Annotated in this window: 18 protein-coding genes and 1 tRNA gene; 9 read left to right on the top strand and 10 right to left on the bottom strand. The window is 70.0% G+C overall.

Annotated elements, in window-relative coordinates; all coding sequences use genetic code 11:
- Positions 1-72: 72 nt before the first annotated feature.
- Together tsaE and U8331_RS06575 are read right to left on the bottom strand one after the other, a co-directional pair.
- Positions 73-549 (bottom strand): tRNA (adenosine(37)-N6)-threonylcarbamoyltransferase complex ATPase subunit type 1 TsaE, encoded by a 477-nt coding sequence (gene tsaE / locus U8331_RS06580; protein WP_481132794.1) that lies wholly within the window; start codon positions 547-549, stop codon positions 73-75.
- Positions 546-2,021 carry an NAD(P)H-hydrate dehydratase gene (locus U8331_RS06575; RefSeq protein WP_481132793.1) on the bottom strand — a complete coding sequence of 492 codons (1,476 nt, stop codon included), beginning with the start codon at positions 2,019-2,021 and terminating at the stop codon, positions 546-548. Before U8331_RS06575 ends, tsaE begins: the two co-directional genes overlap by 4 nt.
- A gap of 119 nt (positions 2,022-2,140) precedes the next feature.
- Here U8331_RS06575 and queG point away from each other — a divergent pair, with 119 nt between their 5' ends.
- Complete coding sequence (queG, locus tag U8331_RS06570) at positions 2,141-3,181, top strand: tRNA epoxyqueuosine(34) reductase QueG (RefSeq protein ID WP_481132904.1); 1,041 nt, start codon at positions 2,141-2,143, stop codon at positions 3,179-3,181.
- A 28-nt stretch (positions 3,182-3,209) separates the two neighbouring features.
- On the opposite strand, the gene pgi is transcribed toward queG, so the two are convergent.
- The 6 genes from pgi to pcnB form a co-directional block, all read right to left on the bottom strand.
- A complete protein-coding gene (gene pgi / locus U8331_RS06565; RefSeq protein WP_481132792.1) occupies positions 3,210-4,724 on the bottom strand; it encodes a glucose-6-phosphate isomerase in 1,515 nt (504 codons plus the stop codon).
- 16 nt (positions 4,725-4,740) lie between these two features.
- Positions 4,741-5,121, bottom strand: coding sequence for an aspartate 1-decarboxylase (gene panD, locus U8331_RS06560; protein ID WP_481132791.1), 381 nt, complete (start codon positions 5,119-5,121; stop codon positions 4,741-4,743).
- Positions 5,122-5,246: 125 nt separating this feature from the next.
- A complete protein-coding gene (panC, locus tag U8331_RS06555; RefSeq protein ID WP_481132790.1) occupies positions 5,247-6,092 on the bottom strand; it encodes a pantoate--beta-alanine ligase in 846 nt (281 codons plus the stop codon).
- 15 nt (positions 6,093-6,107) lie between these two features.
- Positions 6,108-6,944 (bottom strand): 3-methyl-2-oxobutanoate hydroxymethyltransferase, encoded by an 837-nt coding sequence (gene panB, locus U8331_RS06550; protein WP_481132789.1) that lies wholly within the window; start codon positions 6,942-6,944, stop codon positions 6,108-6,110.
- Between the two features lie 13 nt (positions 6,945-6,957).
- Positions 6,958-7,494, bottom strand: a complete 537-nt coding sequence (gene folK, locus U8331_RS06545) for a 2-amino-4-hydroxy-6-hydroxymethyldihydropteridine diphosphokinase (RefSeq protein ID WP_481132788.1) — start codon at positions 7,492-7,494, stop codon at positions 6,958-6,960.
- Positions 7,491-8,846 (bottom strand): polynucleotide adenylyltransferase PcnB, encoded by a 1,356-nt coding sequence (gene pcnB, locus U8331_RS06540; protein WP_481132787.1) that lies wholly within the window; start codon positions 8,844-8,846, stop codon positions 7,491-7,493. The genes folK and pcnB overlap by 4 nt, the downstream gene beginning before the upstream one ends.
- Positions 8,847-8,955: 109 nt before the next feature.
- Here pcnB and U8331_RS06535 point away from each other — a divergent pair.
- Together U8331_RS06535 and fdxA are read left to right on the top strand one after the other, a co-directional pair.
- Positions 8,956-9,031 (top strand) — tRNA-Glu (locus tag U8331_RS06535).
- 142 nt (positions 9,032-9,173) lie between these two features.
- Positions 9,174-9,497, top strand: a complete 324-nt coding sequence (fdxA, locus tag U8331_RS06530; protein ID WP_481132786.1) for a ferredoxin FdxA — start codon at positions 9,174-9,176, stop codon at positions 9,495-9,497.
- Between the two features lie 87 nt (positions 9,498-9,584).
- Here the strand turns inward: fdxA and U8331_RS06525 are convergent, their stop codons facing one another.
- Both U8331_RS06525 and dapA read right to left on the bottom strand, forming a co-directional pair.
- Positions 9,585-10,127 carry a hypothetical protein gene (locus tag U8331_RS06525; protein WP_481132785.1) on the bottom strand — a complete coding sequence of 181 codons (543 nt, stop codon included), beginning with the start codon at positions 10,125-10,127 and terminating at the stop codon, positions 9,585-9,587.
- 14 nt (positions 10,128-10,141) lie between these two features.
- A complete protein-coding gene (gene dapA / locus U8331_RS06520; protein WP_481132784.1) occupies positions 10,142-11,044 on the bottom strand; it encodes a 4-hydroxy-tetrahydrodipicolinate synthase in 903 nt (300 codons plus the stop codon).
- A gap of 189 nt (positions 11,045-11,233) precedes the next feature.
- On the opposite strand from dapA, the gene U8331_RS06515 reads away from it, so the two are divergent.
- From U8331_RS06515 to U8331_RS06490, 6 genes are all read left to right on the top strand, one after another.
- On the top strand, positions 11,234-11,794 hold the full coding sequence (locus U8331_RS06515; RefSeq protein ID WP_481132783.1) for a glycine cleavage system transcriptional repressor: 561 nt from the start codon (positions 11,234-11,236) through the stop codon (positions 11,792-11,794).
- Positions 11,795-11,805: 11 nt separating this feature from the next.
- The gene (locus tag U8331_RS06510; RefSeq protein ID WP_481132782.1) at positions 11,806-12,279 is read left to right on the top strand and encodes a peroxiredoxin; all 474 of its coding nucleotides are present in this window, start codon (positions 11,806-11,808) and stop codon (positions 12,277-12,279) included.
- A gap of 106 nt (positions 12,280-12,385) precedes the next feature.
- Positions 12,386-13,798, top strand: a complete 1,413-nt coding sequence (locus U8331_RS06505) for a PhoH family protein (RefSeq protein ID WP_481132781.1) — start codon at positions 12,386-12,388, stop codon at positions 13,796-13,798.
- 19 nt (positions 13,799-13,817) lie between these two features.
- Positions 13,818-14,486: a YoaK family protein gene (locus U8331_RS06500; protein ID WP_481132780.1), complete on the top strand. Its 669-nt coding sequence runs from the start codon at positions 13,818-13,820 to the stop codon at positions 14,484-14,486.
- 119 nt (positions 14,487-14,605) lie between these two features.
- Positions 14,606-15,433 carry a bifunctional hydroxymethylpyrimidine kinase/phosphomethylpyrimidine kinase gene (gene thiD, locus U8331_RS06495; protein WP_481132779.1) on the top strand — a complete coding sequence of 276 codons (828 nt, stop codon included), beginning with the start codon at positions 14,606-14,608 and terminating at the stop codon, positions 15,431-15,433.
- The gene (locus U8331_RS06490) at positions 15,433-16,269 is read left to right on the top strand and encodes an alpha/beta hydrolase family protein (protein WP_481132778.1); all 837 of its coding nucleotides are present in this window, start codon (positions 15,433-15,435) and stop codon (positions 16,267-16,269) included. The genes thiD and U8331_RS06490 overlap by 1 nt, the downstream gene beginning before the upstream one ends.
- Positions 16,270-16,311: the final 42 nt, after the last annotated feature.

The raw sequence follows: 16,311 nt of genomic DNA, 5'->3' as shown, positions 1-16,311 counted from the left end.
ACCGGCCGGAATGGATTGCAAGCATTTTTTCCTTGCAAATCCGGCACCTGCCGCATCTTCTTGCAGAATCATTCAGGAGTCGGCGGCAAACCGGCGATCTGCTCCGAGCCGCGCCACCCATTCCTCTCCCGAAGGGCTCAGCGGCACGAGAGCGGCCGTCCGGCCGTCGCCTTCCACCGCCAGTTCGACCTGCAGATCGGCGGCGGGCAGCCCGCCCGTACCGCGTTCGGGCCACTCGATCAGCCAGAGCACGGTGTTGTCGGGGTCCAGACCGAGGAACTCCAGCTCGCCCGGGTCGCCGATGCGGTAGAGGTCCAGGTGCCAGGCTTCGCCTCCTGCCGGAAGGGGATATCGCTCCACCAGCGTGTAGGTCGGACTGCGGATGGAGCCTTGCACGCCAAGCGCGCGCAGCAATGCCCGGGCCAGGGTGGACTTGCCGGCGCCGAGGTCGCCCTGCAGGTACACCACCGCGCGGGGCGGGCGCGACCCGGCCAGGGCATGGCCGAGCGCGTCGGTGTGTTCGCTGTCGGTCAGCAACAACGTGGTCATGCGGTGCTCTCCGGATTGGCCAATCGGCGCAGCCACGGCATCAGGTCGGTGGGCAGCAGGCCACGCTGCCCGCCGTCCGCAGCGGCCGCGTCACCGGCCGCCGCATGCAGCAACGCACCGCAGGCGGCGGCATCGAAAGGCGCCATGCCCTGTGCGTAGAGGCTCGCGACCGCACCGGCGAGAACATCTCCCATACCTCCGACCGCCATGCCGGGATTGCCGGCGTCGATCAACCGGGCGATTTCACCGGGCGAGGCCACCACCGTGCCGGCGCCCTTCAGCACGACGTCCGCCCGGTAACGCTCGGCCAGCAGGTGTGCGGCGTGGAAGCGATCACGCTGGATGTCGGCGACCGTAACGCCAAGCAGGCGCGCCGCCTCGCCGGGATGCGGGGTCAGGACCGCGCGAGGCAACGGCCGCGGTCGCGCCGCCAGCAGGTTCAGGGCATCGGCGTCCAGCACCATCGGCTTGTGCGGCGTCAGCGCCGTTTCGAACAGCCGCTCGCCCCACGCGCTCTGCCCCAGCCCGGGTCCGAGCAGGACCACGTCGGCCGCCTCGACCAGCGCCGGCGACAGGCCTCCGTCGTCGGCGACGGCGTGGGCCATCGCTTCGGGAAGGCGCGCCAGCAATGCCGTGACATGCGCCGCCCGCGTAGCGACGTCGACCAGGCCGGCGCCACTGCGCAGCGCCGCTTCGGCGGCCATCAGGATGGCGCCGGCATGGCCCTGCTCGCCGCCCACGCAAAGTACGCGTCCGTGGCGGCCCTTGTGGCTGTCGTTGCGCCGTGGCTGGAGCCAGCGTGCGAGGTCCGGCGCCTGCAGCTGCAGCGCCATCGGGCCGCTTCCGGCGATGGCGGGATCGATGCCGAGCGAATCGCATCGCAGCTCGCCGACCAGGTCCCGCGCCTGTCCGGTACGCAGTCCCGCCTTCGGCACGATGAACTCGATCGTGCGGCTGGCCGCGACCGCGTGCCCCGGCGCCGAACCCCGTGCGGCATCCAGCCCGCTGGGCACGTCAAGGGCAAGCACCGGCGCCGGGTGTCGATTGACGGCGTCGATCAGTGCGGCGGCGCCCCCCTGCACCGGGCGGTCCAGACCGATCCCGAACAGTGCATCGACCAGCAGGTCGGCGTCGGGCAATTCCGAAGGGATCGGGATCGCGCCGCCGGCAGCGACGTACTCGTCGCGTGCGCGCGGCGCCAGTGCGCCGCGCGGTTCGTGCTCCGGCAGGTGCACCACGCAGACCGCGAGCCCCGCCGCCTGCGCGTGGCGGGCGAGCACGTAGCCATCCCCGCCGTTGTTCCCGGGGCCGCACACCACCACCAGCGAACGCGTCGCCGGCCACCGCTCCAGCACCGTTCGCCAGGCCGCGTGTCCGGCGCGGCGCATCAGGTCGTAGTCATCGCCCGATTGCGCGGCTGCGGCGGCCTCGATCGCGCGCAACGCGGATACGTCGTACAGGGCGGCAGTCATGGGCGCGATTCTATACTTGCGCCATTGTGAGCTTCCCCGTCGCCCTCCCGCCGGATCCGGCCCTCGACGCCACTCCGGTCGACACTTCCGTCGTCGACCCCGCGGTCCTCGCCGGGCGCATCCGTGCCCTGGCGCGGGAGGCCGGGTTCCAGCGCTGCGGCATCAGCGACATCGTGCTCGACGACGACGAGGCGCACCTGCGCGAATGGCTGGCGCAGGGGCTGTACGGCTCGATGGAGTGGATGGCGCGGCACGGCGACAAGCGCTCACGACCGGCCGAGCTGGTGCCGGGCACGCTCCGGGTGATTTCGGTCGGCCTCGACTACGGCCGCCGGGACGACCAGGAGGCATGGCAAACCCTCGACGATGGCGAGCGCGCCTACGTCGCCCGCTACGCGCTCGGCCGCGACTACCACAAGCTCATGCGCCAGCGCCTGCAACGGCTGGCCGAGCGCATCGCCGAGGTGGTGGGGCCATTCGGGCACCGGGTCTTCGTCGACTCGGCGCCCGTGCTCGAACGGGCCCTGGCGAGGAACGCGGGGCTGGGCTGGATCGGCAAGCACACCTGCCTGATCGACCGGAACGGGGGGTCGTGGTTCTTCCTCGGCGAGATCTATATCGACCTCCCGCTCCCGGTGGACACGCCCGCCACGTCCCACTGCGGCACCTGCACCCGATGCATCGACGTGTGCCCGACCGGCGCCATCACCGCCCCCCATCGCCTCGACGCCCGCCGCTGCATCTCTTACCTGACGATCGAGCACGACGGATCGATACCGCCGGAACTGCGCGAACCGATCGGCAACCGGATATTCGGCTGCGATGACTGCCAGCTCGCCTGTCCCTGGAACAAGTTCGCCAAACGCACCGACGAACCCGACTTCCGCGCGCGCCACCGGCTCGACGAGGCGAGCCTGGCCGAATTGTTCGCCTGGACCGCGGAGGAGTTCCTGCAGCGCACGGAAGGTTCGGCGATACGACGCAGCGGGCACCAGCGCTGGCTGCGCAACATCGCGGTCGCGCTGGGCAACGCGCCGACCACGCCGGAGGTGATCGCCGCGCTCGAATCGCGACGCGACTGCGAGGATGACATCGTGCGCGAGCACGTGGGGTGGGCGCTGGAACAGCACCGGAAGCGGGCCCGTTCCGCCGGACTCTAGCGCCACCCGGCTCCGCGCGGCCGCCGGTTCAACGCTGCAATTGGGAAATCAGCTCACGCGTGACCGGGTCGTCGGCTGCGCTCTCGCCGCGCAACGCGGGAAGCAGACGGTCGGCCACCTGTTTGCCCAGTTCGACACCGAACTGGTCGAACGGGTTGATTCCCCAGAGCACGCCCTGCAGGTACACGCTGTGCTCGTACATCGCGATCAGGGCACCGAGCGCGCGCGGCCCGGCGTCATCGAGCAGCAGGACGGTGCCGGGACGCCCGCCCGCATAGGCGCGGTGCGGGTCGTCACTGGGTTGTCCATTGGCCAGCGCTTCCGACTGCGCCAGCAGGTTGGCAAGCAACGCGCGCGCGTTGTCCGGGTTGCCGTGCCCGGCGCCGGCGATTCCGATGAGGTCCATCGACGCGAGGCGCGTGCCCTGGTGCAGTGCCTGGAAAAAGCTGTGCTGGCTGTCGGTGCCGACGCCGCCCCACCATACCGGGACCGTGTCGACGTCCACGGGCGAGCCGTCGATACGCACCGACTTCCCGAGGCTTTCCATTACCAGCTGCTGCAGGTAGGCGGGCAGCAGCCGCAGGCGCTCGGCATAGGGCAGCACCGCGTGGGTGGGCAGGCCCAGGGCGTTGCGGTTCCACACGGCGGTCAGTGCGTGCCAGGCGGGCAGGTTGTCGCGCAAGGGTGCTGCGAGCACGTGCGCATCCATCTCCGCGGCACCGGCGAGGAGCGTTTCGAACGCGTCCATTCCCAGCGCCAGCGCGATCGGAAAGCCGACCGCCGACCACAGCGAGTAGCGACCGCCCACCCAGTCCCACATCGGCAGGATGCGTTCAGGCGGAACGGCGAACGTGGATTCGGCGCGTGCCGGGTTGGCGGTGATGGCGTACAGCCGGCGGTCGTCGCCGAGCCAGTCGCGCAGGATCCGGCCGTTGAACAGGGTTTCCTGGGTCCCGAAACTCTTGGAGATCAGCAGCACCGCGGTGCGCGCGGGATCGAGGGCCGTGGTGACCGCGGCCGCGGCCGCGGGATCGACGTTCGACAGGAAATGCACCCGCACACTCGGCGCCGGCCCGGCGAGCGCATCGACCACCAGGCGCGGGCCCAGGTCGGACCCGCCGATGCCGACGCTGACCACGTCGGTGACGCCGCTCGCGAGGATGTCATCGGACAGCAGGCGCATGCGCTGCCGGACCTCGGCGGCCATGGAGCTCGCGTCCCGTGCGAAGGCGGCGCCGCCGGTATCGCCGCGCAACGCGGTGTGGAGCGCCGGGCGGCCTTCGGTCACGTTGACGTGGTCGCCGTCGAACAGCGCGCGCAGCCGCTCACGCAGGCCGGCCGCATCGGCGAGATGGAACAGGGCGTCGATCGCACCGGCGTCGTACCGCTGGCGTGCGAAGTTGGCGTAGAGCGGCCCCACCCGCAGCGCGCGGCCGGCTGCGCGACCGGGCTCGGCCTCCAGCAGCTCCGCCATGGGGACGTCGCCAAGGCGCGCGGCGTGCGCGCGCAGTTGTTGCAGTTGGGTCCGGGCGGGCACCGTCATCCTGACGCCCGCCGGATCAGGCCGCCTGGGCCGGAATCGAGTGGTTGGTGTGGGTCAGCTTGTTGTCGCGGTCCACGTACACCAGAGTCGGCTTGAACTTCGCCGCCTCGGCCTCGTCGCACTGGCCGTAGGCGCAGATGATGACCAGGTCGCCCGGCTGCGCGCGGTGGGCGGCGGCGCCGTTCACCGAGATGATGCCGCTGCCCTCTTCGCCACGGATGGCGTAGGTCACGAAACGCTGGCCATTGTTGATGTTGAAGATGTGCACCTGCTCGTATTCGCGGATCCCCGAGATGTCGAGCAGGCGACCGTCGATGGCGCACGAGCCTTCGTAATGCAGCTCGGCATGGGTGACGGTGGCGCGGTGGATCTTGGCCTTGAGCAGGTTCAGTTGCATGTCCGGAAACTCCGTCCGCGGGCGGCGGGCGATCTGGCGCGAAGTTTACCAGCGCATGGCGCGGCGCAACAAAACGCCAGTGGAATGGTAGCGCGGCACGGATGGCGCCAATCGGCCATGCCCGGCTACAGCTCGAACTCCAGGTTGTCGATGAGCCGGGTGGCGCCCAGGCGGGCGGCGATCAGTGCCACCCGCGGACCGCTCCCGTCCCCGGGCTCGGTCAGGTCGGGGGCGCGCACCACGGCGTAGTCGACATCGAACCCGGCCGCGGCGAGCTGCTCACGCGCCGCCGCTTCGGCCCGCTCGCGCGGCAGGCCGTCCTGCACAGCCGTCCGCATCTGCTGCAGGCAGCGCTGGATGGTCGCGGCCAGCGGTCGTTCGGCCGCGGAAAGGAACTGGTTGCGCGAGCTCAGTGCGAGCCCGTCCTCCTCGCGCAGGGTCGGCGCCGCCACCAGCTCGACCGGGAACGCCAGGTCGCGCACCAGGTAGCGGATCACCGCGAGCTGCTGGTAATCCTTGCGGCCGAACACCGCCACGTCCGGCCGCACCTGGTTGAACAGCCGTGAGACCACCGTGGCGACCCCGTCGAAATGCCCCGGCCGGTGCGCACCTTCGAGCACGTCGGTGACCGTCGGGACACGGATGCGGACCGCGGCCTCGACCCCGTACGGGTACATGGCGTCGACCGAAGGCAGCCACAGCAGGTCGGCACCGGACGCGGCCAGTCCCTCGCGATCCGCCTCGAGCGTGCGCGGATAGCGGGCGAAGTCCTCGTTGGGACCGAACTGGGTCGGATTGACGAAGACGCTGACCACCACCCGGTCGGCACGCTCGCGGGCCAGGCGGACCAGCGAGTGATGGCCGGCGTGCAGGTTGCCCATGGTCGGCACGAAGCCGACCCGCTGGCCCGTGCGCTTCCATTCGTCGACGCGCGCGCGCAGCGTGGCCAGCCCGGTAACGGTTTCGATCATCTACTCCGCCCCCGATCAGGCGTAGGAATGCGCGGCGTCGGGGAAGCTGCCCTCGCGCACCGCGGCGGCGTAGGCCTGCACGGCACCTGCGACGGAGCCGCCCCCGGCGAGGAAATCCTTCACGAACTTGGGGCGCCGATGACCGCTGTCGAGACCGAGCAGGTCGTGCAGCACGAGGACCTGGCCATCGCATTCGGGCCCGGCGCCGATGCCGATGGTCGGAATATCCAGACCCGCGGTAATGGCGGCCGCGACCGGGCTCGGCACGCACTCGAGCACCAGCAGTTCCGCGCCGGCCTCGGCCACCGCGGCGGCATCCTCGCGCAGGCGCGCGGCGGCGGCATCGTCACGGCCCTGGACCTTGTAGCCGCCCAGCCGGAGGACGGACTGCGGGGTCAACCCGAGATGGGCGCAGACCGGGATCTCGCGTTCGACCAGGTAGCGGATGACCTCGAGCTTGTGCCCTGCCCCTTCCAGCTTGACCATCGCCGCGCCGGCGCGCAGCAGGCGGGTGGCGGCATCCAGCGCCACGGCCGGCGACGCGTCCGACTGGAACGGCATGTCCGCGACCAGCAACGCCCGCGACAAGCCGCGTGCGACGCAGCCGGTGTGGTACTCGATGTCTTCGACGGTTACCGGCAGGGTGCTGGCGTGGCCCTGCACCACCATGCCGAGGGAGTCGCCGATGAGCACGAGGTCGGTACCGGCGACATCCAGCGTGCGCGCGAAACCCGCGTCGTAGCAGGTCAGCATCACCAGCTTGCGGCCGTCACGCTTGGCTTCGCGCAACATGGGGACGGTCCACGGCTTGCCGGAGGCGTGCGGATCTGAGGTCGGGGTCGAGCTGTACATGGGGGAAGGCTCGTCAGCGGGGCGCCAGCGGGCGCGGCGGAGCCATATACGTTAGCGCCTCGGTGTCGCCGCTGGCCATCGATGCCAGCACATCGCCCGCCCTGCCCCGCCCCGGGATCGAACTGTCGGCAGCGATCTCCACCAACGGCACCAGCGCGAATGCGCGCTCGTGCAGGTGCGGGTGCGGTACCTGGAGGCCGGGTTCGTCGATCGTGTGATCGCCATACAGCAGCAGGTCCAGATCGAGTGTCCGCGGGCCCCAGCGATCGCTACCGTCTTCGCGCCGTACCCGTCCTGCATCCCGTTCGATGCCGAGCATCGCCGAAAGCAGCGCCCGCGCGGGCAGCGAGGTACGCAACTGCGCCACCGCATTGACGAAATCCGGTTGCGCGACAAAACCCCAGGCGGGCGTGCGGTAGAAACCGGACGCGCATTCCACGCGCGTGCGCGGCAGCCGGTCCAGTGCTTCGAGCGCCGACTGCAACAGGTCCACGCTGTCGCCCAGGTTGCTGCCGAGGCCGACGAACGCGGCCACGGGAAGCGGAGTCATTCGCCGGCAGCGCCCGGTGCGGCCCGACGGCGCCGGCGGCGACGGCGACGGCCGCCCTCCGCTTCGCCTTCACCGTCGTCGTCCGCCTCGACATGGTTCGGCGCGGAGGCGGCCAGCGCTTCCAGGTGATCCGGGTCGAGTTGCGCCCCACGCCAGAACGCGACGTCTTCGGCGTGCTCGTCCGACGCGCTAAGGCGGAGACCGAGGAAGTCGAACGCGGCGCGGAAGCGCGGGTGCGACAGCATCCGCATCACCCGCTTGCGCTGGCGCAGCGAGAAGCGCGACTGCAGCAGCCATATCTCCTGCATCGGTACCGAGAACCGCCGCGGCAACGCGATCATGCCCAGCTGGTGCACGGTCACCCGGTCGGCCGCGCGACGCTGGGCTTCCACCGCGTGCACGCCCTGGGACTGCAGGGCCATCAGCGCGCGGCAGTAGGCGGGCCACAACAGCAGCGCGAACAGGAATGCGGGCGAGACCGGCTCATCGTTGGCGACGCGCCGGTCGGTACCGGCCAAGCCCTCGATCAGCATTCGCCGCAACGCGCCGCTGCGGTTGGCCTTGAGCGCCTTGGCCGACTCGGGCAGCAACGTGGCCAGCAGGCCGTGTCGCTCGAGACCGAGGAAGCTTTGGACCGCATGGCCGGACAGGAACAGCTTCAGGCACTCCTCGAACAGCCGCGCCGGCGCGGCCTCGGCCAGCAACGGCGCGAGCCCGGGGAGCGGCGCCGCGGTGGCCGCTTCGATCTCGAACCCGAGCTTGGCCGACAACCGGACCGCACGCAGCATCCGCACCGGGTCTTCGCGGTAGCGCGTCTCGGGGTCGCCGATCAGCCGCATGAGCCGGTTCTGCACGTCCTCGAAGCCGCCGGTGTAGTCGCGCACCGAGAAGTCCTCGATCGCGTAGTACAGCGCGTTCGCGGTGAAATCGCGGCGGACCGCGTCCTCCTCGATGGTGCCGTAGACGTTGTCGCGCAGCAGGCGCCCGCCCTCGTGCGTCTCGCGGTCGCCGCTGCCGTCGTCGACGTTGGCGCGGAACGTCGCCACCTCGATGATCTCGCGCCCGAATACGACGTGGGCGAGGCGGAACCGGCGCCCGATCAGACGGCAATTGCGGAACAGCTGCCGGACCTCCTCCGGGGTCGCATCGGTGGCGACGTCGAAGTCCTTGGGATGGCCGCCGACCAGCAGGTCGCGAACCGCGCCGCCCACCAGGAAGGCGCCGAAGCCTGCATCGCGGAGCCGATACAGCACCCGCAACGCATTCGGGCTGATGTCCCTGCGCGAGACGTTGTGCTGGTCGCGCGGGATGACGCGGAGCGAGGCGTTGGGAAGTGGGTTCTGGTCTGGCATCGAGGCGGGCGCGCCGCGTTGGAAATTTTTCAAGGATACCCGTTGCCGGACGCAACGGAGCCGCCTATACTAGCAGGCCGCGCAGCGTTGAGAGTCCGGCGCGGAATCTGCTCCCTTCGTCTAGAGGCCTAGGACGTGGCCCTCTCAAGGCTAAAACACGAGTTCGAATCTCGTAGGGAGCGCCAATACCGAAAGCCCGCACAGCGATGTGCGGGCTTTCTTCTTTGCAGGTGCCGACGGCCACTTCGCAGACGCCGGGCGTGCACGCCTTGGGTCGCCACCCCCGGACTGGCTACAATTCACGCCCTGACCCGCGGAAGTCGATCCATGCCCTTCGTCGTCACCGAGAACTGCATCAAATGCAAGTACACCGACTGCGTCGAGGTGTGCCCGGTCGACTGTTTCCACGAGGGCCCGAACTTCCTGGTGATCGATCCGGACGAGTGCATCGACTGCACGCTGTGCGAGCCGGAATGCCCGATCAACGCCATCTACCCCGAGGACGACGTCCCCGCCGGCCAGGAAGTGTTCGTGCAGATCAACGCCGAGCTGGCGAAGGACTGGCCGGTAATCACCGCGCGCAAGGACGGCCTGCCCGATGCCAAGGACTGGGAAGGCAAGCCCGGCAAGCTGGACCTGCTGGAACGCTGAAGACCGGCGACCGCGGAAACAGAAAGGGCGTCCTTGCGGCGCCCTTTCCTTTTGCCCGGATCGGCATGCGACCGCGGCAATCCCCGATCAGTTCGCCGCCAGTGCCGCCTGCAGCTGCGCGATCAGCTGCTCGGGAGCCGGCCCCGTCGCGGGCATGCCGCGCGGGTCGACGACGGACACCTGCGCACCGGCATCCGCCTCGCTGACCCGGACCAGGAAATTGCTGCCCTGGTAGTTGATGTCGAAGGCGCCGAGCAACTGGGCACGGCTGGCGACGGTGACGCCCTCCATCTCCGCCAGCGCGGCCTCCACCCGGGCGAAGACTTCGTCACGCGTGCCGCTGAGGGTGAAACCGGACGACGCGCCGGCGGACGGGTTCGCCGCGGCCGGGGCCGGGGCCGCGGCGGCCACCGTTTCCGACGCGGTCACCGAGCCGGTGGACGTGGCAGAGGACGCGCCGGTGTTGGGCAGGTCGAGGTCGGGCGGCACTTCCAGCGGGCGATTCTCCGGCGCCTGCGCATACAGCTCGTTGCTCTTGCGGAACCAGCTGCAGCCGGACGTGGCGACCAGCCCGGCCACGAGGACGGCGGTCGCGAGGACGCGGGGCTTGGGAATGTTCGGGTAGTGCATGGGGGATTCTCCAGTCAGGCCACGACGGCGTCGCAGGCGGTTTCGAGTTCGCGGACGGCCACGGCGGCGCTGGCCGCGGCATCGCGATGTGCGGAGGACAACGGCAGCAACGGCAACCGCAGTCCGTGGCCGATGCCCTGCATCTGCAGCAGCGCCTTGACCGGGATCGGATTGGGTTCGACCCCGAGGAATTCGTTGACCGCTCCCATCCGCGCGTCCCAGCCTTCGGCGGCTTCGCGCTTGCCGGCGCGCGCCAGCTCGCAAAGGCGGCGGAACGAGCGCGGCAGGACATTGGAAGCCACCGAAACCACGCCGTCGGCCCCTGCCAGCATCGCCCGGCACGCGGTGGGATCGTCACCACTCAACACCACGAAGGCGTCGTCGCGAAGCGCCAGCAGCGCCTGCATCCGCTCTTCGTCGTTGCGGGCTTCCTTGATGCCGATGATGCGCGGGTGGCCGGCGAGTTCGGCGACCGTCGCCGGCAGCATGTCGCACCCGGTGCGGCCCGGCACGTTGTAGAGGACCAGCGGCAACGCGCCGTCATCGGCAACCGCGCGGAAGTGGGCGACCAGGCCGGCCTGGGTCGGCCGCACGTACGGCGGCGTGACCACCAGCGCGGCATCGGCCCCCAGCGCCGCGGCCCGCCGGGTCTGTTCGATCGACTTGGCGGTATTGGACAGGCCGGTGCCGGCCAGGACCGGAACGCGCCCGGATACATGCTCTACCGCCGTGCGCAGCAGGAGGTCGAACTCCGCATCGAACAGCGCCGCCGCCTCGCCGGTGGAGCCGGCCACCACGACCGCCTGGGTACCGCCCTCCAGCTGCGTGTCGAGCAGGCGCCGCCAGGCGTCGAGGTCCAGCTCGCCATCGGCATCGAACGGGGTGGCCAGCGCGGTGATACTGCCGGAAATTCGCAAGTGGGAAGCCTTTGCGTGCAACGCACGGGAGAGCACGGCGGTAGCGCCGCGAATGCCTTGATGTTACTTGCGGCCCGAAAGCACCGGCAAGTATGCTGACCGCGGATCACGGGCCGTTCGCGGAGCGTGGTCCAGCCTTCGGGAAGCACTTCTCCGCTTCCCCGCCAGTCCTCCCTTGCAGGCGCCGTCTTGACCGATTCCAGCACCCGGCCGTCGCCGAACGAAAACCACCTCCTGATCAACGCCTACACGACGCATCCGGAATCGCCGTTGCTGTCGGTGTCGCGGCGGATCGCCGACAGCGGCTGCAACCTGGTCGACGCGCGACTGTCGACGGTGGGACGCGATGTTTCGGTGACCGCCCTGGCGATCGGCTCGTGGGACGCGATCGCCAAGCTCGAGGCGATGCTGACGAGGCTGGAGCGGGAGGAAGGCCTGAAGCTGATCTGGTACCGCACCGGCGCCAAGCAGGTGCAGTCCAACCTGCTGCCCTACATTGTCGAGGTGGTGGCGGCCGACAAGCCCGGCATCCTGTTCCAGCTGGCGGACTTCTTCGACCGCGAGGGGATCACGATCGAGAGCCTGCACTGCTCCCGCTACCGGGCGATGCAGACCGGTGCCGACATGTTCTCGGCGCAGGTCACCATCGGGGTGCCGGCGAGCATGCACATCGCCGCGCTGCGCGACGATTTCCTCGAGTTCTGCGACCACCTCAACCTCGACGCCATCATGGACCCGATGAAGTTCTGAGGAGTTCGACGATGCTCGATACCGGCGACAAGGTCCCGACCACGCTTCCGCTGACGCTGTCCGACGAGCGCACCGTCACCCTCGCCGACTACGCCGGCCACTGGCTGGTGCTGTACTTCTATCCGAAGGACAGCACGCCGGGCTGCACCACCGAAGGGCTGGACTTCAACGCCCTGCTGCCGGAGTTCGAAAAGCTCGGCGCAACCGTCCTCGGCGTCTCGCGCGACTCGGTGAAGTCGCACCAGAACTTCTGCGCCAGGCAGGGCTTCCGCTTCCACCTCGTCAGCGACAGGGACGAGGCGCTGTGCAACGCCTTCGGCGTGATCCGCGAGAAGAACATGTACGGCCGCAAGGTGATGGGCATCGTCCGCAGCACCTACCTGATCGATCCCGCCGGCCGGATCGTCCGGGTCTGGCAGCCGGTGAAGGTGCCCGGACACGCCCAGGCCGTGCTCGACGAACTCAAGGCTGTCGCCACGCAGTGACCCGCCCCGCTCCATGCCGCACCGCCACCCCGCACTGCGGGTTCGTGGCGGTGCTTTGCCGTGCCCAGACGTTCCATGGCTGTCCCCTTCCCGACCGGAGCTCGCGATGACCAAAGGCAAGCGGATCTACGTGCTCGACACCAACGTGCTGATGCACGACCCGACCGCGCTGTTCAAGTTCGAGGAGCACGACGTCTACCTGCCGATGCAGGTGATCGAGGAACTCGACAACGGCAAGAAGGGCACCTCGGAAGCCAGCCGCAACGCGCGCCAGGTCAGCCGGTTCCTCAACGAGCTGGTCGAGGCCGCGGGCACCGCCAAGGTGACCGAGGGCATCCCGCTGGCCCGGCCGCAGGGCCTGCAGCTGCGCGGCGCGCAGAGCGCCGGCTGCCTGCGCTTCCAGACCGACAACTTCGATGCCGGCAAACGCTTCGGCGCGGTGGTGCCGGACAACGCGATCCTCGGTGCGATCCTCGCGCTGAAGGAGGCCGAGCCGGACCTGCCGGTGGTGTTCGTGTCCAAGGACATCAACCTGCGGATCAAGGCCGCGATCGCCGGCATCGTGTCGGAGGATTACGAGAACGACCGCGCGCTCGACGACTTCAGCCTGCTCTACACCGGCGCGACCGCGCTGCCGGAGGACTTCTGGAAGCGGCACGGCAAGGACCTCAAGTCGTGGACCGACAAGGGCCGCACCTACTACGAAATCTCGCGGGTCGAGGACGACGACACCACGGAGGGGGACTGGTACCCCAACCAGTTCCTCTACCTGCCCGGCGACGAGGAGGCCGAGCTCAAGGTCGCGCGCGTCACCGACGACCGGGTGACCCTGCAGATCGTCGACGACTACCGCCACAGTCAGCACTCGGTGTGGGGCATCACAGCACGCAACCGCGAGCAGAACTTCGCGCTCAACGCGCTGATGGACCCGGAGATCGACTTCGTCACCCTGCTCGGCACCGCCGGCACCGGCAAGACCCTGCTGGCGCTCGCCGCCGGGCTGGCGCAGACCATGGACCAGCAGCGTTACCGCGAAATCATCATGACCCGCGCCACCGTCAGCGTCGGCGAGGACATCGGCTTCCTGCCCGGCACCGAGGAGGAAAAGATGACGCCGTGGATGGGTGCGCTCACCGACAACCTGGAAGTGCTCACGCACAACCAGGAAGGCGGCAGCTGGGGACGCGCGGCGACCAACGACCTGCTGGCCAGCCGCATCAAGATCCGCTCGCTCAACTTCATGCGCGGGCGTACGTTCCTGAGCCGCTGGCTGATCCTCGACGAGGCCCAGAACCTGACGCCCAAGCAGATGAAGACGTTGATCACCCGCGCCGGCCCGGGCACCAAAATCATCTGCCTGGGCAACGTCGAGCAGATCGACACGCCGTACCTGACCGAGACCACCTCGGGCCTGACCTACGCGGTCGACCGCTTCAAGAACTGGGAGCACAGCGCGCACGTGACGCTGAGGCGCGGCGAGCGTTCGAGGCTGGCGGACTTCGCCTCCGAGGCGCTCTAGCTCGTCGGGAGGCACGCAGGTGGCGGAACGGCTCGCAGGCTGGGTCTGGATCGGTGGCGCGGCGCTGGCCTGCGGCGCCGGCATCGTCAACGTGGTCGGCTTCCTCGGCTTCCAGCAGCAGGCGATCACGCACCTGACCGGCAACACCACCCTGCTCGGCGCGGCACTGGTCGCCGGCGACGGCACCGCGACGCTGCACCTGTTCGCGATGATCGCCGCGTTCGTGGGAGGCGCGATGCTCAGCGGCCTGATCATCCAGGACAGCACGCTGCGGCTGGGCCGGCGCTACGGCGTGGCGCTGACCCTGGAGTCGCTGATGCTGGTGGCGGCGGTGCCGCTGTTCGCCCGTGCGCACGTGGCCGGCCCGGTCCTCGCCGCCTGCGCCTGCGGCCTGCAGAACGCGATGGCGACCACCTACAGCGGCGCGCTGGTGCGCACCTCGCATGTCAGCGGCATGTTCACCGACCTCGGAATCATGCTCGGCCACGCGCTGCGGGGGCTGCCGCTGGGCCGTCGTCGGCTGGCGCTGTGCGCGCTGGTGATCAGCTTCTTCTTCGCCGGCGGCGTGCTCGGCGGCTGGCTGTTCGCGCGCCTGGGCTACGCGACGCTGTACCTGCCGGCGCTGCTGACCGGCGCCACCGGCCTGGGCTATTTCCTCCATCGCCACTTCCTGCACCGCCCTCTGTAGGAGCGAATCCTGTGGGAGGGGCTTCAGCCCCGACCCCATCTGTCCGAAAGCCGGCGACGATTCCGGCGGGTCGGGGCTGAAGCCCCTTCCACAAGGCATGTTCGGCGACAATGGGTTGCATGGATGTCACCGACCCCCGCCCGCCCAGCGCCCTCACCATCGCCGGCTCCGACTCCGGCGGCGGCGCCGGCATCCAGGCCGACCTCAAGACCTTCGCTGCCCATGGCGTACACGGCCTCAGCGCGATTGCCGCACTGACCGCGCAGCACACCCGCGGCGTCACCGCGGTGGTGGTGCCCGACATCGCCTTCCTGCGCGCACAGATCGACGCCTGCTTCGACGACTTCCGCATCACCGCGGTCAAGCTCGGCATGCTGGCCAACGCCGCGGTGATCCACGCCGTGGCGGATGCGCTGGAAACCCGCTCGCCGCCGGCGCTGGTGCTCGACCCGGTGATGGTGGCCACCTCCGGGGCGCGCCTGCTCGAATCGGAGGCGCTCGACGCATTGCGCACGCGGTTGCTGCCGCTGGCCACCCTCACCACGCCCAACCTGCCGGAGGCCGAGCTGCTGCTGGGCCGTGCGATACCCGACCGCGAGGCGATGGCCGAGGCTTGCACCGCCCTGCATGCGGCGGGGGCGCGCGCTGTGCTGCTCAAGGGCGGACACCTCGAGGACGGCGGCGACGTGGTCGACCTGTTGTCCGAAGGCGGAACGATCCAGCCGATCCGGCATCCGCGGCTGGCGCTGGACGCCCACGGCACCGGCTGCACGCTCGCTTCGGCGATCGCCGCCCGCCTCGCACTCGGGGATCCGCTCGCCCTCGCCTGTGGCGAGGCCTCCGATTACGTACACCGCGCGCTGCTTGGCGGTTACCGTCCGGGCCGTGGGCAGGTCGTCGTGCTCGACCACTTCGGCGCCTCCCGATCCAACGGGCCGACCGACTGATGCCGGCGCACGAGCTGCCGGTCACCGCTTCGGACGGACACCGCTATACCCTGCTCGCGTGCGTGCCGGAACGCCCTACCGCCGCGCTGCTCTGGCTGCCCGCGCTGGGCGTCGCCGCCCGCCACTACCTGCCGTTCGCCGAAGCGCTCGCGTCGCACGGGGTCGCGGTCTTCCTGCACGAGTGGCGCGGCCACGGCAGCAGCCACCTGCGTGCCGGACGCGATTGCGATTGGGGCTATCAACCGCTGCTGACCCGGGACCTGCCGGCCAGCGAGACGGCAATGCAGCAGGCGCTGACCGGCACGGCACCGTCGATCGTCCTCGGCGGCCACAGTCTGGGCGGCCAGCTGGCCAGCTGCCGTCTCGCCCTGTCTCCGGACAGTGCCCGGCACCTGTGGCTGGTCGCGAGCGGGACGCCCTACTGGCGCGCGTTCCCCGCCCGGACCCGTTGGTGGTTGCCGCTGGCCTACCGGTTCCTGCCGTGGCTGGCGAACCGCGCCGGCGCACTGCCCGGCCGCCGCATCGGCTTCGGCGGGCGCGAGGCACGCGGCGTCATCGCGGACTGGTCGCGCACGGCCCTCAGCGGTCGCTATGCCGCCCGCGGGCTCGACCACGATCTGGAGTCCGGGCTGGCGACATTGCAGGCGGAAGTGCGGGCCGTGGTCCTGGCCGAGGACTGGCTGGCCCCGGCATCCTCGTTGCGCTCCCTGCTGGACAAGATGCCGCTCGCAGGGACCACGGTGCGGCGCCTGGACCGCGCCGCGCTGGACACGGCGGCCGACCACTTCGCCTGGATGCAGCGACCGGACGCCGTCGCCCGCGCGCTGATCACATGACCCGGGCCGGTTACGTCGCCGCGACGGCTTTTCCGCCGTTTT

Source organism: Lysobacter sp. CC-YZS074 (assembly GCF_056739745.1).
This window is presented reverse-complemented; position numbering and strand designations above follow the sequence as displayed.